This is a genomic window from Labrys sp. ALF-8, assembly GCF_059699065.1.
On the sequence record NZ_AP048538.1, the window covers coordinates 1,589,306 to 1,611,337 of the forward strand.

The 22,032-nt window shown below is 63.3% G+C and carries 22 protein-coding genes; 16 read left to right on the plus strand and 6 right to left on the minus strand.

Translation table 11 applies throughout. The annotated features are described in order from the left end of the window. Positions 1-48 precede the first annotated feature (48 nt). From AC6H34_RS27590 to AC6H34_RS27605, 4 genes are all read right to left on the minus strand, one after another. Positions 49-945, minus strand: a complete 897-nt coding sequence (locus AC6H34_RS27590) for an SMP-30/gluconolactonase/LRE family protein (RefSeq protein ID WP_497540972.1) — start codon at positions 943-945, stop codon at positions 49-51. Between the two features lie 69 nt (positions 946-1,014). Beyond that, positions 1,015-2,442 (minus strand): FAD-binding oxidoreductase, encoded by a 1,428-nt coding sequence (locus AC6H34_RS27595; protein ID WP_497540973.1) that lies wholly within the window; start codon positions 2,440-2,442, stop codon positions 1,015-1,017. Positions 2,443-2,479: 37 nt separating this feature from the next. Next, complete coding sequence (locus AC6H34_RS27600) at positions 2,480-3,403, minus strand: dimethylarginine dimethylaminohydrolase family protein (protein ID WP_448147945.1); 924 nt, start codon at positions 3,401-3,403, stop codon at positions 2,480-2,482. A 15-nt stretch (positions 3,404-3,418) separates the two neighbouring features. Continuing rightward, entirely contained in the window at positions 3,419-4,990 is a 1,572-nt protein-coding gene (locus AC6H34_RS27605; protein ID WP_497540974.1) for a zinc-binding metallopeptidase family protein, read from the minus strand. A 142-nt stretch (positions 4,991-5,132) separates the two neighbouring features. Between AC6H34_RS27605 and AC6H34_RS27610 the strand changes: the two genes are divergently transcribed. The 8 genes from AC6H34_RS27610 to AC6H34_RS27645 all read left to right on the plus strand — a co-directional run bounded on the left by AC6H34_RS27610 (position 5,133) and on the right by AC6H34_RS27645 (position 12,501). Continuing rightward, a complete protein-coding gene (locus AC6H34_RS27610) occupies positions 5,133-6,041 on the plus strand; it encodes a LysR substrate-binding domain-containing protein (protein ID WP_497540975.1) in 909 nt (302 codons plus the stop codon). Between the two features lie 122 nt (positions 6,042-6,163). After that, positions 6,164-7,300: an ABC transporter ATP-binding protein gene (locus AC6H34_RS27615; RefSeq protein WP_497540976.1), complete on the plus strand. Its 1,137-nt coding sequence runs from the start codon at positions 6,164-6,166 to the stop codon at positions 7,298-7,300. 86 nt (positions 7,301-7,386) lie between these two features. Continuing rightward, on the plus strand, positions 7,387-8,502 hold the full coding sequence (locus AC6H34_RS27620) for an ABC transporter substrate-binding protein (RefSeq protein WP_497540977.1): 1,116 nt from the start codon (positions 7,387-7,389) through the stop codon (positions 8,500-8,502). Between the two features lie 207 nt (positions 8,503-8,709). Then, positions 8,710-9,549, plus strand: coding sequence for an ABC transporter permease (locus AC6H34_RS27625; protein ID WP_497540978.1), 840 nt, complete (start codon positions 8,710-8,712; stop codon positions 9,547-9,549). Next, entirely contained in the window at positions 9,546-10,358 is an 813-nt protein-coding gene (locus AC6H34_RS27630; RefSeq protein WP_448147951.1) for an ABC transporter permease, read from the plus strand. The genes AC6H34_RS27625 and AC6H34_RS27630 overlap by 4 nt, the downstream gene beginning before the upstream one ends. A gap of 148 nt (positions 10,359-10,506) precedes the next feature. Next, complete coding sequence (locus AC6H34_RS27635) at positions 10,507-11,274, plus strand: proteasome-type protease (protein ID WP_448147952.1); 768 nt, start codon at positions 10,507-10,509, stop codon at positions 11,272-11,274. Between the two features lie 159 nt (positions 11,275-11,433). Beyond that, entirely contained in the window at positions 11,434-11,835 is a 402-nt protein-coding gene (locus tag AC6H34_RS27640; protein ID WP_448147953.1) for a DoxX family protein, read from the plus strand. 258 nt (positions 11,836-12,093) lie between these two features. After that, positions 12,094-12,501, plus strand: a complete 408-nt coding sequence (locus tag AC6H34_RS27645; RefSeq protein ID WP_448147954.1) for a DUF930 domain-containing protein — start codon at positions 12,094-12,096, stop codon at positions 12,499-12,501. 111 nt (positions 12,502-12,612) lie between these two features. Here AC6H34_RS27645 and AC6H34_RS27650 read toward each other — a convergent pair whose 3' ends face one another. Then, entirely contained in the window at positions 12,613-13,230 is a 618-nt protein-coding gene (locus tag AC6H34_RS27650) for an exopolysaccharide biosynthesis protein (RefSeq protein WP_448147955.1), read from the minus strand. A gap of 120 nt (positions 13,231-13,350) precedes the next feature. Further along, positions 13,351-13,923, minus strand: coding sequence for an RBBP9/YdeN family alpha/beta hydrolase (locus AC6H34_RS27655; RefSeq protein ID WP_497540979.1), 573 nt, complete (start codon positions 13,921-13,923; stop codon positions 13,351-13,353). Positions 13,924-14,168: 245 nt separating this feature from the next. Between AC6H34_RS27655 and AC6H34_RS27660 the strand changes: the two genes are divergently transcribed. From AC6H34_RS27660 to AC6H34_RS27695, 8 genes are all read left to right on the plus strand, one after another. Continuing rightward, a complete protein-coding gene (locus AC6H34_RS27660) occupies positions 14,169-14,663 on the plus strand; it encodes a (2Fe-2S)-binding protein (RefSeq protein ID WP_497540980.1) in 495 nt (164 codons plus the stop codon). Positions 14,664-14,780: 117 nt separating this feature from the next. Then, a complete protein-coding gene (locus AC6H34_RS27665; protein ID WP_497540981.1) occupies positions 14,781-17,150 on the plus strand; it encodes a xanthine dehydrogenase family protein molybdopterin-binding subunit in 2,370 nt (789 codons plus the stop codon). Positions 17,151-17,247: 97 nt separating this feature from the next. Next, positions 17,248-18,045 (plus strand): FAD binding domain-containing protein, encoded by a 798-nt coding sequence (locus AC6H34_RS27670; protein ID WP_448147959.1) that lies wholly within the window; start codon positions 17,248-17,250, stop codon positions 18,043-18,045. Between the two features lie 63 nt (positions 18,046-18,108). Then, the gene (locus AC6H34_RS27675; RefSeq protein ID WP_448147960.1) at positions 18,109-18,672 is read left to right on the plus strand and encodes an O-acetyl-ADP-ribose deacetylase; all 564 of its coding nucleotides are present in this window, start codon (positions 18,109-18,111) and stop codon (positions 18,670-18,672) included. Positions 18,673-18,739: 67 nt separating this feature from the next. Beyond that, positions 18,740-19,663, plus strand: a complete 924-nt coding sequence (locus AC6H34_RS27680; RefSeq protein WP_448151296.1) for an AAA family ATPase — start codon at positions 18,740-18,742, stop codon at positions 19,661-19,663. Further along, complete coding sequence (locus AC6H34_RS27685; RefSeq protein WP_497540982.1) at positions 19,650-20,870, plus strand: vWA domain-containing protein; 1,221 nt, start codon at positions 19,650-19,652, stop codon at positions 20,868-20,870. The genes AC6H34_RS27680 and AC6H34_RS27685 overlap by 14 nt, the downstream gene beginning before the upstream one ends. 109 nt (positions 20,871-20,979) lie before the next feature. Continuing rightward, the gene (locus AC6H34_RS27690; RefSeq protein WP_448147962.1) at positions 20,980-21,321 is read left to right on the plus strand and encodes an XdhC family protein; all 342 of its coding nucleotides are present in this window, start codon (positions 20,980-20,982) and stop codon (positions 21,319-21,321) included. A 3-nt stretch (positions 21,322-21,324) separates the two neighbouring features. Further along, complete coding sequence (locus AC6H34_RS27695) at positions 21,325-22,032, plus strand: XdhC family protein (protein ID WP_497540983.1); 708 nt, start codon at positions 21,325-21,327, stop codon at positions 22,030-22,032.

Below are 22,032 nucleotides of genomic sequence, written 5' to 3' on the forward strand. Positions count from 1 at the left end.
GGGGTGATGCCGCATCCGGAACTACCTCTCAAGAAAACCGTAGAGACCTCATGACAGGACGAACAATCCTTCCTCCTGGCCTGCGACCCTCGTTCTGATCGAGAACAGCGAGCCCGACAGACGCTCGTCGGGCGCTCGAGCCGATGTAACGAAAAGCGTCCTGAGGTCCGCCCCACCGAAGACGCAGGTGGTGATGTTGCTGACGGGCATGTCGATCACGCGGTCGATGCTGCCGTCCGGAGCAACCCTCACGATGCAACCGCCACCATAGCGGCAATTCCATAGATATCCCTCCGCATCCATCGAAGAGCCATCGGGATAGCCGCGCTCGAAACCTTCGAAGAACACTCTCGGCTCGCCGATCTCGCCCGCCCCGGGATCATAGGCGAACTCCCAGATAACGTTTCGCAGCGTGTCGCCGAAATAGAAGCGACTGCGATCCGGGCTCCAGCACAGGGTGTTCGAGATCATCAGCTCTTCCCGGAACATCCGTACCGAGCCGTCCGGCGCAATGCGGAAGAGCTTGCCGTCGGTTCCTCCTGCTTCCAGGCTCTCACCATCCGGTCCGACATTGTTCCGCATGGAGCCGACCCAGAAATTGCCCACCGGATCACTGCGGCCATCGTTCAGGCGTACGGCCGGGGCGCCCGGCAGTTCGAAGCCATGCTCCAAGCGCCGGTCTTGCGCAGGCCACCAGTGAATCAGGCGGGAACCGAGCGCTACGAGGAGCCGGGCCGGATCGGTCGTCAGCGAGAGCGCAACCACCGGCTCCCCGAAAAGCCAGGTCTTCACGGAGGTCGTGGCTGTATCATAGCGGTGGATCAGGAAGCGGGTTATGTCGGTCCAGTAGAGGGCGGCTTCGTCGGCCTTCCAGATGGCGCCCTCGCCTGTTCCGTCGCCCGTGGGCGCAGCAACCGCAACCTGCCCTATGATGACATCGCTCATCGCAAAGTCGCTCCTTCTGCCTCGATCCTTCCAAGAGCATGCCCTCGAGGCAAGACGGCCTGTGATGCTTCAGGAGGACAGGCGCGAGAAATCGACGACCTTGCCGGGATTCATGATCCCGGCAGGATCAAGCATCTGCTTGATCGATTGCATCAGCCGCAGCTTGACCGGATCGGCCGTGTCGTAGAGCGCGTGGATCCGCTTGGAGCCCACGCCGTGCTCCGCCGAAAAGGATCCGCCCAACGTCCTGATATTCCGATAGAGCACCGCTTCGACCGCAGCCAGCATTGGCCCGGTCACCGCCTCGGCGCTGCGATTGAGCATGATGTGGAGGTTGCCGTCCGCAAGATGCCCGAAGACGAAGGGCGCCAGCCCCGTCTCGATGCCGGCCAGTCCTTCGGTGATGCGCTCGACATAGGAGCCGAGTTCCGAAAGCGGCACGGAGACATCGAAGCTGGGCGAGTCGGGATAGTCCCTATAGACGACGCCCGACTCCTCGCGCAGCCGCCAGATCGCCTGTTCCTGCACGACAGACCCGGCGAGCACCGCGGTGGTCTGAGGGAATTCGGCCTGGATGTCATCGAGCACCGCCGCGAGCTCGCCCTGCAGGGCCTCCGTATCGGATCCGCCCAGCGAAACGATCAGATAGATCGCCTGAGACATGTCGAAACCGGGTGCCGACCAGCCGAAGTGGCCGGCGGAATATCGGAAATAGCTCCCCCACATTGCCTCGGCGGCCCTCAAGCGGCCCGTATCCGCCGCCAAAGCGCGGCTGATGGCGGCCAATGCCGCGGCCACCGTGGGAAATCCGAACAAGGCCACCGCATGCGTGTCCGGCAGCGGTTCCAGCTTGAGCGCCGCCCGGGTCACAATGCCCAGCGTGCCTTCTGCGCCGATCAGCAGGTGCTTCAGATCGTAGCCCGCCGCATTCTTCACCACGCGGGTGAGATCGGAATAGACGGAGCCATCCGGCAATACGGCCTCCAGGCCGAGCACGCGATGGCGCATGACGCCATTGCGGAAAGCCATGATCCCACCGGCGTTGGTGGAAATCATGCCGCCTATGGTCGCCGTGCCGCGGGCTGCGAGATCGATGCCCGGCTCGAGATGATGCGTCAGAGCCGCCTCCTGCAGGGACTGCAGGCTGCAGCCGGCCTCGACGACGGCCACGCGTTCGTCAGCATCCAGCCGCTCGACATGGTTCAAGCGGCGTGTGGAAACCACGACCTGGCCGGGGGACGAAATACCGCCTCCGACAAGCCCCGTGCGCCCGCCATGGGTGACGATTGCCACGCCCTGACGCGCGCATAGTGCCACGACGGCGGCAACTTCCGCCGTCGTGGCCGGCGAGACAACGACGGAGGCACCCAGATTGTGCCGGTCCTCGCCGGGATCGAGCTCCAGGATCCTCTCTCCCTGGCGCATATTCGCCTCGCCCACGATTGCGGCGAAAGCGTCAAGGAATTCGGGCGGGAGTGTTTTCTCGATTTCGGACATCGGCTTAGGGCAATTCGTCGAGAGATGAAGTGAGAATTCAGGCTGCCCGGCGCAGGGACTGGGCCATGCAGTGGATGCCACCACCCGTCTTGGATATCTCGCTCATGTCGACGGCCGCAACCTCAAATCCGCGAGCCCTCAGTTGGCCGATCAAACTCTTGCTCGCGATCGGCGCGATGACGCGATCATTGCCCACCGACATGAAATTGCAGCCGAGCGCCATGGTATCCTGGAAGGGAACGTCGATGATCTCATGGCCCTTGCCCTTCAGCCATTCGACGATGCCGGGCTCGGTGCAGGCGAGGCAGACCGCCGTCAGCTTCGGGGCGATCGGCACGACCATCAGATCGATATGGACGTAATATTCATCGATGAAGGCGATGCGCGTTTCCCAGCCTTCCTTCTCGAACCAGCCTGCCACCTGGCGCGCCCCTTCCTCCTGCGTGCGGGCGCCGCCGCATCCGATGAGGACGCAGCCCTCCTCGATGACGTTGAAATCGCCGCCCTCGAAGGTGCCTGCCGTCACCATGTCGTAGATCGGAATGCCCATTTTCTCATAGGCACGGATCGCCGCGTAGTTCTCCCCGCGCCGCCACCAGTTGGCCATGGCCGTGATGATCGCGCCATACGGCGTCATCACGCTGGAATCGCGCGAATAAACCTGCATTGGCAATTCGACTTCGGGTTCCAGCCAGTGCACCTTCACATTGAAATGCTCATAGGCGGAAACCAGCTCCTTGTGCTGTGCCTGGGCAACCTGGACGTTGCAGGGCGCCTCGCGCAGGTGCTTCCTCGACAGGGAACTGGTGGACAGGTGCCTCAAATGCGCCGGCGAGCCGAGCAGCACGTCGGTCAGCCTGTCGGTCTCGTTGCGAAAGCCCCAGCCGTTGAGGGGCCTGGTACCTCCCGCGAGATTGCGTCGGCGCAGGGTGAAAGCATCGTCCTGATCAATATGGGCCATATCCGTTCCTCTGCTTTATGTGGGGATCCACCATTCGCGCCCGCGGACGGTGGTGATGTATTCGGGCCATCGGAAGCCGATGGGCGGGGGATAGTCGGCAAGCGGTCGGATCCAGTTCGAGCCGCCAATGCCGCCGCCCGTGCGCTCCTCGAATTCTCGCCTCGCCGCGATTCTCGCCGTGTCGTCCTCGATCAGCCGAAGCGCGGAGAGCGCCAGCGTCTTGGCGGCGCAGACAACCATGGGGTCGATCGTCTCGGGCATGCCGCCGAGCGCATTCATCACCCAGCCTGGATAGGTGTAGCCCTGCGGCGCGCGCAGAGCCGGCCGTGCCACGTAGAAACGAGCCGTGGGCGCATGCCAGCTCATGTCCGTGTAGTCGTCCGAGGTCGAGTTGAGCTGCGACGGCGCCAGATCGCGGCGCAGGATGGCCTCGGCGGCCTGAGGCTCGATCAGGCGCTCGCATTCGGCGAGGAAGGGCTGCTCCATCGGCTCCAGGCCGAGATTGACCTGGATCTCGCGCGCGAGTCTGCGAGCATCCTCGCTCCAGCGCGGCGCGCCCACCTCTCGCATGGCATCCCAGGCGATGCCCGCCATGGCGTGGTTGGCAAGGCCGGGACGCGACTTGCAGACCCAGTGCCTCTCCATGCGGCATCCAGTCATCCCCGCAGCCATCTCAGCATTGCGATCCAGCATGGCCGTGGCCTGTTCGGCCATCTCCAGCGTCGGCACGCGGATCATGTACTGGATCTCGGCGAGCCCGGCCGGAAGGTTGTCCGCCGTCGCCTGCCCCGCAGTGAGAATGGCCTCGCTTATCGACCAGCCGCCCTGATGCGTGAGCATGGAGTCACGCAGGGCCTTGGAAGCCATGTACATCATCATCAGCGCGTCGTTCGCGCCGGGAGCCCGCACGGCCGAATGGGACTGCGGAATCGGCGCGCCCGCTACCCGTGTCCACGCTTCCGGCTCGTCGCAGACGAAGCGATAGATCATCGCATAGGCAGCCCCGCAATGCGTATCCCAGCGCACCGTATTGCAGAGGGGGAGCATGTAGAACGGATGGAAGGAGAGCATGCCGTCCAGGCCGTCGTAATAGCCTCGGGCCGCGTGGATGGGCTTGGATCCCCTCACCTTTTCGGCAGGCTCCCCGGTGAAGCGCAGCGTCCCGGCGAGGCCATGGCGCTCCATGGCATGCTTGGTGGCGAGAAGCCCGCCAAGGCCCGACATGCCCAGCGCGGAGTGCGGGTCTGTATGGCCGCCGGCATGCTCGCCAAGGCCAGGACGCGGCCTCTTCACGGGAGCGGCATCCTGGCAGTTTCCCGGAACTGCATCATACTCGGCATACATGCCGATCGTCGGCCCGCTGCCGGCCGGGCTGGTCCAATGCGCACAGAAGGCGGTCGGCATGCCCGCCGAGCCTTCTTCCACGCTGAAACCGTGATGGCGCAGGGTTTCGACATACCAGGCCGCCGATTGATATTCGCGCCAGGCCGTCTCGCCGAAGTCGAAGATCGTGCGCGTCCAGGCCGACAGATCGGCTCTGCTGGCCTCGACATATCCAAGGGCCGTTGCCTGCGCCGCGCTGGTCACACCGCATCTCCTTCGCTTCAAAAAAGGATAAGCGGTGAATGCAGCTCACAAAAAGTGATATGTATTCGCGGTTTCGGCAAATTCCATTCACGGTTCGCACACCATTTGCTGCCGACCGAACACAACCGCCACAGGAGTTCCCGTGCGTATTCCTTCGACCCAGGCCCTGCGCGCGCTCGACAGTTTCGCCCGTCACGGCAGCGTGTGGCGCGCGGCGGAGGAACTCTTCCTGACGCGCAGCGCCGTCAGCCATCAGTTGCGCCTCCTCGAGCGCGACCTCGGCTTCGATCTCCTGGAGCGTCATGGCAAGGGCGTCACCCTTACCGTCCGTGGCCGCCACTACGCCAATGAGGTGCGCAAGGCCCTGACGGTCATCGGGGACGCGTCCGTGCAGTACGGCAACAAGGGGATCGGCGGCTCGCTTACCGTCAGCTGCACGCCCGGCTTCGCCTCGCTCTGGCTATGCGCCCACATCGCCGAGTTCCAGGAGATGTATCCGGACGTCTCGCTGCGTCTCGTTACGCCGCGCCGGCTCGACGACGTCAGCAATCCCGACGTCGACATCTTCGTGACCTTCGGGGACGGCAACTGGCCCAACCGGGCCGTCGAACTGCTGTGCGAGGTCGAATTCACTCCGCTGTGCAGTCCCGCCCTTCTCAACAAGATCGGCGGCTTGAACGAACCGGCCGACGTCCTGCGTGCACCGCTTCTCCATCTCAACGACTTCGAGGACTGGACGCGCTGGCTCGCGCTGACAAATGTCGAGCATCCCAACACCGAATGCGGTATCATTTTTTCGGATATGAACCTGGTATTCGCCGCGGCCACTGCCGGCCAGGGCATCGCGATGGGCGACGAACTGACCTGCCGGACCGCCATGACGGCGGGGCAGTTGGTCCGCCCCTTTGATCGTGCCATCAAGTCGCCGCGATCCTACTTCCTGGTAATGGAGCACGCCAAGACCGGACACGCCGTCTCGCTTGCCTTCGCGGACTGGCTGAAAACCTGTCTCTCGCAGGCAAGCCCGACCTTCAAGCCCGCTTATGCCTGACGCATTCTGCCCGCCGTTTACGCAGTTGGGGTGAATGGAATTTTTCCTTGGAGGCAATAACATTCAATTGTCGTGAACGAAAATCACGCATAGGCTTTTTGAACTGGAATGGAGGGATATGCATGGCGCAAGGCGGAGGAGCAGCGCTGGACAAGGCAGCCGCTCATGCGGCAACCGAGCACGCTGCGGCCGAGATCCGCGCCGAAGGCATCGGCAAGACCTTCGGCACCTTTCGTGCGCTCAGGGACCTTTCCCTCAACATCGGGCGAGGCGAATTCCTGACCCTTCTCGGCCCTTCCGGCTCGGGCAAGACGACATTCCTGATGATCCTGGCAGGCTTCGAGCGCCCTACCCATGGCCGCCTGACGCGCGACGGCGTCGACATCACCAATCTTTCGGCCGAGCAGCGTGCCTTCGGGATGGTGTTCCAGGGCTACGCCCTCTTCCCGCACATGACGGTCGAGCAGAACATCGCGTTCCCGCTCAATATCCGCAAGGTACCGGCCGAGGAGGTCCGCAGGCGCGTGGCCGAGATGGTGAAGCGCGTCGGCCTGGCAGGGCACGAACGCAAGCTTCCCGCCAAGCTGTCCGGCGGCCAGCAGCAGCGCGTCGCACTGGCACGGGCCTTGGTGTTCGAGCCGCCGGTGCTGCTTCTCGACGAACCTTTTTCGGCGCTGGACAAGCATCTGCGCGGTCTCATGCAGGAAGAAGTCAAACGCCTGCATCAGGAATTCGGCACCACTTTCGTGTTTGTCACGCATGATCAAAGCGAGGCGCTGTCCCTTTCTTCGCGCGTGGCAATATTCAACCACGGGCAGTTACTCCAGGTGGGCACGCCGCAGGACGTCTATGAGCGCCCGGCCAGCCGTTTCGTCTCCGAATTCCTGGGCGAGATCAACCTTCTGCCGCTGCAGGACGTCCGGCGTGAAAACGGCCATGCCCGTGGCTCCTGCGACGGAAGCGTGCTGGACGTACCTTCGCTGAACCATGCCGGAGGAACCGGAATCCTCGCCATCCGCCCCGAACACATGGACGTGGCGCATGCGCCGGGAGCCGACAGCGTCAACTACCTGGCCGGCAAGGTGACGGCATCGACCTATCTGGGGCCGGCGACCAAGATTTCGCTGCTGACGAGCAGCGGCACGCCGGTCAGCCTCACCCTTCCCACCGAGAGGGCGGCCGAGGCCTTGCGCGAAGGGCCGGAGCTCTGGCTCACCTGGCCCAAGGACAAGGGCTTCCTCCTGCCGGAGGAAACCTGATTTTCTGCGAAATAGACGAGCAATAACAAATAGATACAATAAAAATCGAAACTACTTCATCCAGACCAGAACAGGGGATCCAGCCCATGAACGAAGCGTTCCAGAAAGACTGTCTCGAAATTCTCTCCGCGAAGGTCGAAAAGGGGGAACTCAGCCGCCGCCGTTTCACCCAGCTCGCCGCCATGATCCTGGCCGGTGCCCCCTTCGCCCTGCGCGCCGGCAGCGCCCATGCGGACAGCGGACAGCTCGTCTTCGTCAACTGGGGCGGCGACGCCGTCAAGGCTTATGACCAGGCCTATGGCGCTCCGTTCCAGAAGGAGACCGGCATTGCCGTGAAGCAGGACGGTACCGGGCCGACCGAGGGCGGCATCACCGCGCAGTTCAAGAGCGGCAAGCCGACCTGGGATATCGTCGACGCCGATCCCTTCTCCGCCATATCGCTCGGCAAGCAGGGCATGATCGAACCCATCGACTACAAGATCGTCGACAAGTCGAAATTCCGCCCGGGTTTCGGCTGGGACTATGCCGCCTCGACCTATTTCTTCTCCTATATCATTGCCTATGACTCCTCGAAATTCGGCGACAAGGTGCCGACCGGCATGGCCGACTTCTTCGATGTGCAGAAGTTCCCCGGCAAGCGCTCCCTCTACAAGTGGGGTGCCGGCATGTGGGAGGCTGCCCTTCTGGCAGATGGCGTTGCTCCCGAGAAGCTCTATCCGCTCGATCTCAAGCGTGCGCATGACAAGATCGCGGCCTTCAAGGACAACATCGTGTCCTATTGGGGCGGCGGCGCCGAAAGCCAGCAGGTGCTCTTGAGCGGCGATGCTTCCATGGCGCTGATCTGGTCGACCCGTGCCTCGATCCTGGAGCAGGATTCCGGCGGCCAGATCAAGTTCATCTGGGACCAGGGCCTGATTTCACCGGGCGCCATGGCGGTCATCAAAAACAATCCTGGCGGCAAGGACAACGCCATGAAGTTCATCGCCAGCGCGCAGGATCCGCAAAAGCAGCTGGTGATGTTCGACATGCTCGGCCAGGGCCCGGCCAATCCGGCCACCGACGCCCTCATCCCGGCGGACAAGAAGCGCATCAACCCAGTCGATCCCGCAAATATCGGCAAACAGGTCGCGCTCGACATGAATTGGTATGCCGACAATTACGGCGCGGCGCTCGACGCCTACACCAAGATCATTTCGGCCTAAGGCGTTTTTTGTGTTTTGACGGAATCGGCAAAACACAAAGACCCTTCGAAAAACAAAGAGTTAGGGAAGAGCGGCCTTTCTGCCTAAACGCGCCTTGCTCTAATAGAAAACCGGCGCGCCGCGTCCGTACCGACAAGCTCCACGCCCCATTCCGGGCGCGTGGGGCATACATCCATCGCCAGTTCCCCCGCTTGCCTGGAAAAGCCCATGCGAAGACCTCTCACCGTCTTCTCCTTTCTGGCTCTCACCGGCCCGCTCCTGGCGTTCCTGACGCTCGTCTACATCATACCGTTCCTCGGCGTTGCGCAGTGGAGCATCACCCTGCCCTCGCCGGGATTGGAGCAGTACGCCCGCCTCGCCGGCGATCCGCTGGTCTTCTCGGTGTTCGTGCGCACTTTCCGCATCTGCGCCACCGTGACTTTCTTCACCGTGATCGCCGCCTACATGATCGCCTATGTCTGGGTACGCGGCACCGTGCTCCAGCAGCGCATTGCGGAATTGTGCATCCTGATTCCCTTCTGGATATCCGTGCTGACCCGCGCCTTCGGCTGGCTCGCCTTGCTCTCCAACAGGGGCCTGATCAACACCTGGCTGCAGAGCCTCGGTTTCATCAGCGAACCATTGACGCTCGTGCGCAACGAATTCGGCGTCATCGTCGGCATGACGCATTTCCTCATTCCCTTCGCCGTCTTCCCGCTGGCATCGGCGATGCGGAGCCTCGATGAACGCGTCTTCCTGGCTGCTCGCGGCATGGGTGCCGGCGCAATCCGGATCTTCTGGTCCGTATTCGTACCGATGACCTTTTCCGGCATTGTCGGAGCCACTCTGATCGTCTTCGTCTTTGCCCTGGGCTTCTTCGTTACCCCGGCCATTCTCGGCGGCGGACGCTCCATCATGGCGGCGGAACTGATCTATCTGCGCATGTTCCAGAGTCCGGACTGGGGGCTCGGCGCGGCGATCAGTGTTACGCTGGTGGTGATCGTCGGCGTCCTGATGGGGCTACTGTTCCGCTATGCGCGGCTGGGCGATACGGGAGTCTCGCGATGACCGCCCACCGCCCAGGCCTGATCGCCCTCGCGGCGGCCGCCCTCGTCGCCGCTTTCCTGCTCATGCCGCTGCTGGCCGTCATCCCGGTTTCCTTCACGCCGGCCCGCTACCTGTCGATGCCCAATGGCAATTATTCGCTGGTACACTACCAGCAGCTCTTCACCAATCCGGATTGGGGCAGCAGCATTCTCCTGAGCATCCGCATCGGCCTGGTTGCGAGCCTGGTCGCCACTACGCTGGCGACCTTGTTCGCACTCGGCATCTGGATGTTCCGTCCCCGTTTCGCGGCGGTGCTCGTGGGCTTCGTGCTGCTGCCGATGATCGTGCCGCCGGTGGTCTCGGCCATGACGCTCTATTTCCTGTTGACCGCCCTGTCCCAGGTCAGCCAGGCGGTCGGCTACGATACCTGGCTCGGCGTGGTGCTCGCCCATGTGGTGATGATCGTGCCCTTCTGTGTCGTGCTGATCCTGGTTTCGCTCAGCCAGGTCGACCGGCGCATCGACCTCGCTGCCCGGGGCATGGGCGCCACCGTCTGGCAGCGGGCGACGAGGATCATCCTCCCGAACATCAAATTCGGCCTCCTGACCGCAGCACTCCTGTCCTTCGTGCTGTCCTGGGAGGAAATCGGCGTCACGCTGTTCATCACCAGCGTCAACGCGATCACCCTGCCCCGGCTGATGTGGAGCGGGGTGCGCGACAATATCGATCCAGCCATCGCGTCCATCTCCGTGGTGCTGATCGCCCTGACCACGATCGTGCTGTTGGTCCGCATGATCTATTCCAGCCTGAGGGCGCGCCGGAGCCATTGAGAGCGCCTCGCACCTGCTGAACGGCGTTTTGGCGAATCCACTGCCGTTGCGCCATTTGCCGGTTTGCGCCCTTCGAATCTTGCTCTATGGGGATGACCGTCGCGTATGGGCGGCGCGTCGCCCGGTGGCGGTATTTGGAGTCAAGTCGATGACCTATTGCGTGGGAATTTCGGTTCGCGAGGGCTTGGTGATGATCGCCGACACGCGCACCAATGCAGGCATCGACAATATCGCCACCTTCCGCAAGCTCCACGTCTTCGAGGAGCCGGGCGAGCGCGTGATGGCAATCTGCACCTCCGGCAACCTGTCGGTGAGCCAAGCCGTGCTCAACTACCTGCAGGAGGGCATCGAAAATCCCGATACCGGCGTCATCGATACCTTGATGACCATGCCCAGCATGTTCAAGGGCGCCCAACTCATCGGCCGCGCGATCCGCACCGTCTACTCGACCGACGGCAAGAGCCTGGAGGAGCATAACAGCCGCTTCGATGTGGCCTTCCTGTTCGGAGGCCAGATCAAGGGCGGAAAAATGCGCCTCTTCATGATCTATTCAGCCGGGAACTTCATCGAGGTCACCGTCGATACCCCCTACCTGCAGATCGGCGAGCACAAATATGGCAAGCCGATCCTCGACCGCGCGGTCAACTACGGCACGAATATCCCGGACGCGCTGAAGATCGGCCTGATCTCGATGGATTCCACCATGCGCTCCAACCTCGGGGTCGGCATGCCCATCGACATCCTGGTGGCCAGGCGCGACGAGCTGAAGTCCGAGATCAACCATCGCATCGAGCCGGGCGAGCCCTATTTCCATGATCTGCGTGAGCGCTGGTCCGCCGCCCTGCGCGCCGCCCACATCGCCATCCCCCGCCCGCCCTACGCCACGGGAAAGAGCGGCGTACTGGACGTGGAGTAGTGCTTGGCAGGCCCGATCCTCCGGTCCATCCCGGCGGTAACTTGCCCGCATCCGACGATTGCCACACCATTTCGTGATGGGATGTGATCCAGCCCCCGTCTGGCGCGAAGCGGCATGCGCGATTATCCCGGCATGCAACCACAATGATCAGGGATTTCCATGTCACAATCGTCATCCGAAACAGGACTGCATCTCCATGCGCCCGCCGTCCTCTCACTCGTGCGCATCGTCGCCGGGCTGATATTCATGGAACACGGCACCCAGAAGCTGTTCGGCTTCCCGGCCGGCGACCATGAGATCGCAACCTTCAGCCTGATGTGGTTCGGCGGCATCCTGGAAGCCGTCGGCGGTCTCCTGATCACGCTCGGGCTGTTCACCCGCCCGGTCGCCTTCATCCTCTCCGGCGAAATGGCGTTCGCCTACTTCATGTTCCACTTTCCGAGATCGTTCTTTCCCGCGCTGAACGGCGGCGATGCGGCGATCCTCTACTGCTTCTTCTTTCTCTATCTGGTCTTCGCGGGTCCCGGCCCCTATAGCGCCGACGCCGCCCGGGAAGGCTGAGGGCGTAGAAAGGAGTAGGGCAGCGGGCGGTGCCGTGGCGCCGGCCTGCACCCTAATAACAAATCGACAATGCCGTGATCTGACATTAGGTTGCGCGGCGGAATCGGGATGCAGCCGGTTCTGCCGCCGCCTTGCCGGGATTGAGCCCTGCCTCCATCGCGATAAGGGCGCAATTCGATATTAGCTCGAACTTTGTCGGGATATCGCCCGCCGGTCCTCGCCGGTGCCGATGGTTCTGTGTTGTCGCCGGACTGGAAAATGAAAAGACTGCTGGTTTCGATCGCCCTGTTGGCTGTTGCACTATCCCCCGCCCTCGCCCGCCAGAGCAACCATCAGGGCAAGACGGAAGCCGGTCTTGCAAAGCTGGCGCCATCGGACCGCTTCCAGCAGGTGTGCGACATCGAATTGATGGAGCGCCTTCGCCGTGCCGACCAGCCTTACAACAAGCCCGACAGCGTCATCGCCTATGCTCTCGGCGACCCGACCATCTCGGGTGACATCCTCAAGGGGAGCGGCGGCGCCTTTCGCAGCGGTGGCATATGGTACCAGTATTCCTTCACCTGCTCCACCACGCCGGACCGCATGAAGGTGATCTCGCTCGAATTCAAGGTCGGCCAGGCCGTGCCGCGGGACGAGTGGGACGCGCACGGCCTTTCCATCCATTGATCGCTATCGCCGACGCCGGCCGTAACGCGGTTCGACCGTAAGCCGGTCGGCCGTGATCGAGCCAAGCTACGCCTTGCACGCGTGTCGAGGGCCGGGAGCCCGTTTTCATCCTCAGAAGATTGCCAGGGCGCCCTGGAAGATGAGGTAGCCAAGGCCGGCGGTGATCAGCAGGCCGAGACTTGTGGCAACATAACCGGCCAGGATGACGGCTCCGTCGCGTTCGACCAGCCCGAGGCCGAGGATGCAGATCGGAATGCCGAGCGGGATGTTGCCGATGATGGGAATCGGCAGCAGCAGCGCAAGGCCGAGGATCAAACCGACGATACCGACGATGCGACGCGAGCGGGCATCGGCGAAGACGGACAGGCGCGGCTTGGCAAAGCGCTCGACCCATTGAATCCACGGCTCGGCCTTGGTGACGATGCGTTGCAGATCCTTGCGGGCGAAGCTCCGCCGGGCCAGGAACTGCGGCAGCCAGAGATTGTCCCGGCCCATCACCATCTGCGCGGCGATCAGCGCCACGATGATACCGCAGATGACGGGAATGCCGGGCGGCATGGGCAGGCAATTGGGAATGCCGAACAGCAGGAAGAGTATGCCGAAGGCGCGATTCCGCATGGCGGCCGTTAGGTCACCGAAATAGATTCGCTCCTCCCCTTCCGCCGACGCTATCGCTGCGAGAAGTTCGGAGGTTCGGGGATTACGCGGTTCCAAAATGGGCAGTCTCAAGGGATCGTTGGCGCGCTTATAGTCAGACTCTGCGACAATTTCGAGATGATTATGGGAATGCCTACCATTCCCGCGTGTCGGGTCCGTGATTCCAAAGCTGCTGTGCTTTTGCCGCAACGCTCAAACACCGGCCTTGGCTAGCAGTCCGCCAAGCAGCAGCAGGCCTTCGCCCCAAACACCCAGGCCAGAATCACTGCCGATATGGCCACGCTCGCCCACATCCGCAAGTTCGGCGCCCCATGCTACCGCGAATTCCTGGGACCGGCCGAAGGCCACGCGCGGGTCGTTCAGGCTGGCGACGATCAAGGTGGGGAACGGCAGGCGCTCCATCGGCAAGGGAGCGAACCGCCGCACGATATCGAATGAGGGATCGGGATTGCCGACATCGGTCGTGGCCGCGAGAAAGGCCGCGGCAACCTTGCCCCGCTGCTGCGCCGAGGCGCCCGCCGCCCATTTGACGGTGGCGGCGGTAGCGAGCGAATGGGCAACGAGCACCACAGGGCGCGGTGCCGAAGCGATCGCGGCATCGATCCGCCGGACCCAATCCTCCGGATCGGGCCTGTCCCAGTCCGCCTGCAATACCCGGCTGGCGTTGGGAAACATGCCCAGCCAATGGGTCTGCCAATGCTGCGGGCCGGAATTGCCCCGACCCGGCAGGATGAGGAAGTCGAAACTGGATAAAGCGCCCGCCATGATCGCTCCTGTGTCGAAGGGAAACCTGACCGTTTGGCCTTCGTTCCCAGTTTTTACCAAAAATGCCGAAAAAAGCCGCGAAATCGCACCTCAACTTTTCAGCCTTGTCACTTGACCGCCGAAAAACCGGGGTCCAGACTGGAATTATTCCGATCTGCTTTATGAGAGTCTCTCGTTCCGACCGTCCAATGAGGGGCACGGGACACCAGAAGGGACAACAGGTCGCGAACCGGTTGGAGGACCCCATGGCTTCCGTTTCCCTTCTCGTCAACGGACGAGAAATTACGGCTGATATTGATCCACGTACTTTGCTGGTCGAATTCCTGCGTGAGCATCTGCGGCTCACCGGCACGCATGTCGGCTGCGATACCAGCCAGTGCGGCGCCTGCGTGGTGCATCTCGACGGCAAGGCCGTCAAATCCTGCACGACCCTGGCGGTCCAGGCCGATGGCGGCTCGGTGACCACCATCGAAGGCCTCGCGAACAACGGCCAACTCCACCCGATGCAGGAAGCGTTCCGCGACAATCACGGCCTGCAGTGCGGCTTCTGCACCCCCGGCATGATCATGACCTCCGTGGATATGGTGCATCGCCTGGGCAGCGACCTCGACGAGACCACCATACGCCATGAGCTCGAGGGCAATATCTGCCGCTGCACGGGCTACCACAACATCGTCAAATCCGTCGCCGCCGGTGCCAAGGCCATGGCGGAGGACGGAATGCAACAGGCGGCCGAGTAGCCGCCTTTCGTTTGCCGTCCGGAATGCTCTCGCGGCGAAGCTCGCTTTGCCGGGGATACAAGGGCCGCCAATGAAGCGGCCTCGTCCTGTCACGATCGACGATGTGGAGAGAACGTCATGAACGCCACGGGCGTTGGCGCACCAGTGCGCCGCAAGGAAGATTTCCGTTTCATCACCGGCAAGGGCAACTATACCAGCGACATCAATCGCGCGGGCCAGGCCTATGCCTATTTCCTGCGTTCGCCTCATTCGCATGCGGCGATCAAGTCCATCGATATCGGCGCGGCGCGCAGGATGCCCGGCGTCATCGAGGTCCTCACGGGCGAGGATCTTGCCCAGGATAAGATCGGAGGGCTGATCTGCGGCTGGATGATCCACTCGAAGGATGGCTCGCCGATGAAGGCCGGCGGACACCCCGCCCTCGCGCAGGGTAAGGTGCGCTATGTCGGCGACCACGTCGCCGTCGTGCTCGCCGAAACGCTGGCGCAGGCCAAGGATGGGGCGGAAGCGATCAACGTCACCTACGAAGCCCTGCCTGCCAGCGTCGATACGGGCAAGACCCAGGCGAAGGGCGCGCCGCAGGTCCATGCGGAAGCCGAGAACAACACGGTCTTCCAGTGGCACCTGGGCGACAAGTCCACCACCGATGCGGCGTTCAAGAACGCCAAGCACATCACGAAGCTCGAGATCGTCAACAACCGCCTCGTTCCCAATGCCATCGAGCCGCGCGCGGCCATCGGCGACTACGACTCCGGTACGGAAACCTACACGCTCCACACCACCTCGCAGAACCCGCATGTGGCGCGGCTGGTGCTCTCCGCCTTCGTGGGCATCGCACCCGAGCACAAACTGCGCGTTATCGCCCCCGATGTCGGCGGCGGTTTCGGCTCCAAGATCTTCATCTATGCCGAGGAAACCGTGTGCGTCTGGGCCGCCAGGCGCATCAATAGGCCTGTTAAGTGGACGGGCGACAGATCGGAGGCCTTTCTCGCCGATGCCCATGGCCGCGATCACGTGACGACAGCCGAACTCGCCGTCGATGCGAACAACAAGATCACGGGATTGCGGGTCCACACCATAGCCAATCTCGGCGCCTATCTGTCCACCTTCTCCTCCTCGGTTCCGACCTATCTCTATGCGCCGCTGCTCTCCGGGCAATACGATATCCCGGCAATCTATGCGGAGGTGGATGGCGTCTATACCAATACAGCACCGGTCGACGCCTATCGCGGCGCAGGCCGCCCGGAGGCGACCTTCGTCGTGGAGCGACTGGTCGAGGTGGCGGCCCGCGAACTCGGGGTCGACCCGGCAAAGTTCCGCAAGAGGAACTTCGTCAGGTCCTTCCCGCACCAGACACCGGTGATCATGACCTACGATGCGGGCGACTATAACGCCTCGCTCGACAAGGCGATGGAGATGCATGACGTCAAGGGCTTCGGTGCTCGTCGCCGCGCTTCCGAGCGCGCCGGCAAGCTGCGGGGCCTCGGCTATTCGGCCTATATCGAGGCGTGCGGCATCGCCCCATCGCAGGCCGTGGGTTCCCTCGGCGCCGGCGTCGGGCTGTGGGAATCCGCCGAGGTGCGCGTCAACCCGATCGGCACCGTTGAGGTGCTGACCGGATCGCACAGCCACGGCCAGGGCCATGAGACGACCTTCGCCCAGCTCGTCTCGGACCGGCTCGGCATTCCCCTCGACTCCGTTTCGGTCGTGCATGGCGATACCGACAAGGTGCAGTTCGGCATGGGCACCTACGGCTCGCGCTCTGGTGCGGTCGGCATGTCGGCTATCGTCAAGGCGGTCGACAAGGTCATTGCCAAAGGCAAGAAAGTTGCCTCCTACGTGCTCGAAGCCTCCGAAGGCGACATCGAGTTCAAGGATGGGCGCTTCTCCGTTGCCGGCACCGACAAGGGGCTGGCCTTCGGCGAGGTGGCGCTGCAGGCCTATATCGCCCACAAGTTTTCGGGCCAGGATCTGGAGCCCGGCCTGAAGGAGGGAGCCTTCTACGACCCGACCAATTTCACCTTCCCTGCCGGCGTCCACATCTGTGAAGTCGAGATCGATCCCGAGACCGGCGTCACTACCATCGACAGATGGACGGCCGTCGACGACTTCGGCGAACTCATCAATCCGATGATCGTCGAGGGGCAGGTGCATGGCGGCATCGCCCAGGGCGTCGGCCAGGCGCTGCTCGAGGGAGCGGTCTACGACAAGGACGGGCAGCTCCTGACGGCATCCTACATGGACTACTGCATGCCGAGGGCGGACGATCTCCCCTCCTTCAGCATCGGCGTGACCAAGACTGCCTGCCCGTCCAATCCCCTTGGCATCAAGGGATGCGGGGAGGCGGGTGCGATCGCCGCGCCGCCGGCAGTGATGAATGCGCTCACCGATGCCATCGGCCTCGAGGACATTCCCATGCCGGCCTCGCCGCAGGTCGTCTGGCAGGCCGTTCAGCGCGCCGCGAAGGCGAAGAAGGCGGCAGAGTAGCGGCGCCGGCCTTCGGGCCGGCTCCACCTCCACCGCGTGCTATTTCCATGCCGGCCCGGAAGCCGGCACATCATTCCACCTCCTCGGGAGATGATCCATGTATCCCTTCACCTATCAGCGGCCGACCTCCGTGCGCGGTGCCGTCGCGGCCCTCGCCAAGGCGGAAGACGCCAAGCTGCTCGCCGGCGGCCATACGCTGCTGCCGACCATGAAACTGCGGCTTGCCAGTCCGTCGACCCTGATCGACCTGACAAAGATCGATGCCTTGCATGGCATCGAAGTCAAGGGCCGTAACCTTCTGATCGGCGCGGCGACCACGCATGGCGAGGTTGCGACCAGCGCCATCGTCGGCGAGGCAATCCCGGCCCTCGCCGCGCTTGCCGGCAAGATCGGCGACCCCGCCGTGCGCAGCCGCGGCACGATCGGCGGTTCCATCGCCAACAACGATCCGGCCGCGGATTACCCTGCGGCGGCGCTTGCCCTTGGCGCGACAATCGTCACCAACAAGCGCAAGATCCCGGCTGACGACTTCTTCACCGGCCTGTTCGACACCGCCTTGGAGGAAGGCGAGATCATCACCAAGGTTTCCTTCCCCATTCCCGGAAAGGCCGCCTATGTGAAGTTCCCGAACCCGGCATCGCGCTATGCCCTCGTCGGCGTCTTCGTCGCCAAGAAAGGCAGCGCGGTGCGCGTCGCCGTCACCGGCGCGGGTTCCGACGGCGTGTTCCGCCACACGAAGGCGGAGGAGGCCTTGTCTCCGCGTTTCAACGCCAAATCGCTCGACGGCGTGACGATCTCGCCCAAGGGCCTCAACGGCGACATCCACGCCAGCGCCGAGTATCGCGCCCATCTGATCGGCGTGCTGGCCAAGCGGGCGGTCGCCGCAGCGAAATGATCGCCGACAATTCGAGGCAGGTGCCGCAAGGCGGCCCTGCCTCCATCTCATCGGAATGAGGCCATGGCGGATCCGATACCCGAGTTTTCCGCGGCGATATCCGATGCAAGGCTCGACGTCGTCATCGCCAATATCACCACGCTCCGCGTCGACGCCATCGTCAACGCGGCCAATAGTTCGTTGCTGGGCGGCGGCGGTGTCGACGGCGCCATTCATCGGGCCGCCGGGCCGGACCTGCTTGTCGAATGCCGCATGCTGAACGGCTGCAGCGTGGGCGAGGCCAAGATCACAGCGGGATATCGCCTGCCCGCCAGACACGTGATTCACACGGTGGGTCCGGTGTGGAACGGCGGCAGGAGCGGCGAGCCGGACAAGCTCGGTTCGTGCTATCGCTCGAGCCTGAATGTTGCGGCAGCCAATGGTGTCGGCTCGATTGCCTTCCCAGCCATCTCCACGGGCGTCTATCGGTTTCCCCCTGACGAGGCCGCCGATATCGCTCTGGCCACAGTGATCGAGACCCTGCCCGGCCTGGGAAATGCCCCTTCGCAGGTGATATTCTGTTGTTTCGACGCCGCCACGGCTTCGCTTTATCGCCGGAGCTTTCTGAAAGCGAGGCTCGCCATCTGAGGAACCTTTCAAAAGGTTTTGCTTCGCCTCTACCCAACTCGTCCTATAGTGACGGGAGCTTCAGGAGATTGAATTGCCTTCCTCCCTTCCCGCTTCGATCGACGGCACCGCGGCGCTGCTCTCCAAAGCCGACTATGTCGCCGGACGCGACCTCTCGACGGTGCTCTTCCTGGCGCTGCGCATGGGGCGTCCGCTTTTCCTGGAGGGCGAGGCTGGCGTCGGCAAGACCGAAATCGCCAAGGTGTTGTCCTCCACGCTGAACCGTCCCCTCATCCGCCTGCAGTGCTACGAAGGCCTCGACATTTCCTCGGCCGTCTACGAATGGAATACCATGGCGCAGATGGTGGAGATCCGGCTCGCCGAGGCGAGCGGAGGCGTCGACCGCGCATCCCTCGGTTCGGACCTCTTTTCCGAACGCTTTCTCATCGCACGCCCCATCCTGGAGGCCGTTCGCCCACAACCGGGAGGCGCTCCTATCCTGCTGATCGACGAACTCGACCGCACGGACGAAGCCTTCGAGGCCTACCTCCTGGAAGTGCTCTCCGACTTCCAGGTCACCATTCCCGAATTTGGCACGGTCAAGGCCGAGGCGCCCCCCATCGTCATCATCACGTCCAACCGAACGCGTGAGATCCACGACGCCCTGAAGCGCCGCTGCCTCTACCATTGGGTCGACTATCCCAGCGCCGAGAACGAGCTCGAGATCCTGCGGCGCAAGGTGCCGCACGTGCCGGGCAAGCTTTCGCGCGAGGTGGTCGGTTTCGTGCAATCCTTGCGCAAGGAAGATCTGTTCAAGGCGCCGGGCGTCGCCGAGATGCTGGACTGGGCCACGGCGCTCACAGAACTCGATGCCGTTGCGCTCGATCCCGCACTGGTCTCCGATACCCTCGGCGTTCTTCTCAAATATCAGGACGACATCGCGCGCATCACCGGCAGCCAGGCCAGGCGGCTGCTCGACAGCGTGAAAGCCAACAGCAATGTCGCGGCCTGAGCTACCTGTCGTCCCTCCCGGCAAGCTGGCCGACAACATCGCCTATTTTGCGAGGCTGCTCCGGGATGCCGGCTTGCCCGTCGGTCCCGCTTCGGTCCTCGACGCGATCAAGGCCGTGGAGACGGTTGGTCTCGGCGGACGGCAGGACTTCTACTGGACGCTCCACAGCGTCTTCGTCACACGCCATGAGCAGTCGATTCTCTTCCAGCAGGCCTTCGAACTATTCTGGCGCCAGCGAGCGCTGACGGAAAAGCTCATCGCGATGATGTCGCCCCAGGCGGTCGCCGCGAAGGAGCCGCCCAAGCCAAAGGCCGGTTCGCAACGTGTCAACGACGCCTTCTACAAGGAACCTCCCCGCGAGGTCGAGGAGAAACAGTTGGTGGAGTTCGACGCTCGGCTGACCATGTCGGAGCGAGAAATCCTCAAGCAGCGGGACTTCGCGCAGATGACCGCGGCCGAGATTGCGGCGGCCAAGCGCGAGATCGCCCAGCTTCGCCTGCCGTTCGACAACGTGCCGACACGCCGCCTCGTAGCCGGCGGGAACGAGGTAATCGACCTGCGCCGGACCTTGCGCGCGGCCATGCGCAGCGGCGGCAACCTCATCAACATCGCTTACCGGCAGGTGGGCGAGAAGCATCCTCCCATCGTGGCGCTCTGCGACATCTCCGGCTCGATGGCTGACTATTCGCGCCTGTTCCTGCATTTCCTGCACGCGATTTCCGAGAAGGGCCGGCGCGTTCACGGTTTCGTCTTTGCCACGCGCCTCACCAACATCACACGCGCCTTGCGCACGCGCGATCCCGATGAAGCACTCGACAAGGCTTCCAGAGCCGTGAAGGACTGGGATGGCGGCACGCGTATCTCCCACTGCCTGGAACGCTTCAACAAGGACTGGTCGCGCCGCGTGCTGGGACAGGGCGCCCTGGTGCTTCTCATCACTGACGGGCTGGAGCGACAGGTCGACGACGGCCTTGCCAAGGAGCTCGACCGTCTGCACCGCTCGTGCCGGCGCCTGATCTGGCTGAACCCGCTTCTGCGCTTCGATGCCTTCGAGGCTCGCGCGGCGGGCATCAAGGCCATGCTCCCGCATGTTGACGAATTCCGGACCATTCACAATCTGAAGAGCATGGACGATCTGGTGAAGGCGTTGGATCGCAGGGCCGATGCCGCGGCGGATCCTCGGACATGGCTGAAGAAGGCGGGATGAGAAATGGCGAGCCGAGCAACGCGAAGTCCAACAGGAATCCGGGCCATCGCCCCACGCGGGCGATCATTGTCAGTTCATAATGTTTTTCCCCTGTTCCAGGAGCATTTCGATGAGTGATACTGCGACGAACCTGGCCACCGATGCGGACATCCTTGCCTCCGCCCAGCACTGGCGCGAGCAGGGAAAGGGGGTCGCCATCGCGACGGTGGTGGAAACCTGGGGCTCGGCGCCTCGCCCCACCGGGTCCAATCTCGTGATCGACGAGCACGGCAATTTTCTGGGCTCCGTCTCTGGCGGCTGCGTGGAAGGAGCCGTCGTCACGGAGGCGCTCGACGTCATTCAGGAAGGCAAACCCAGGATGCTGGAATTCGGGGTGGCCGACGAGACGGCCTGGCGTGTCGGCCTGTCCTGCGGCGGCACCATTCGCGTCTATGTCGAAAAGCTGGATTGATCCATGAAGCTCGCAACGCTCCAGGCGCTCAACCTCGCTCGGACCCAGCGCAAGGCGGCCGCGCTCGTCACCGACCTCCAGAGCGGCGACGAACGGCTGGTAGCCGAAGCCGATATCGCTCGTGATCCCCTCGCCCTCTCCCTCGCCCTGCAGCTTCGGCAAGGCAAGTCAGCCACGGTCGAGCACGATGGCAAACGCTACTTCATCACCGTCCACGTCCCGCCGGTGCGGCTGGTCATGATCGGCGCCGTCCATATCAGCCAGGCGCTGGTGCCGCTGGCGCGTCTGGTCGGCTACGATCCGATCGTGGTCGATCCCCGAACCGCGTTCGCCTCTCCCGAACGTTTTCCGGAAGTGAGGCTGATCGCCGAATGGCCGGACGTCGCCCTGCCGCCACTCGGCATCGACCGCTACACGGCCTTCGTCGCCCTGACCCACGATCCGAAGATCGACGACCCGGCGCTCACTCACGCGCTGGAGCGCGAGTGCTTCTATGTCGGCGCCCTGGGTTCGCGCAAGACTCACGGCCGTCGCCTGGAGAGGCTGCGTTCGGCCGGAATCGGCGAACATGATCTCGCGCGCATCCACGCACCCATCGGTCTCGATATCGGTGCCATCAGCCCCGCCGAGATCGCCGTCTCGATCATTGCCGAAGTCACCGCTGCCCTGCGGCTCGAAAGCGGCGAGAAAAAGCCGAGACAGGTCGCCTGA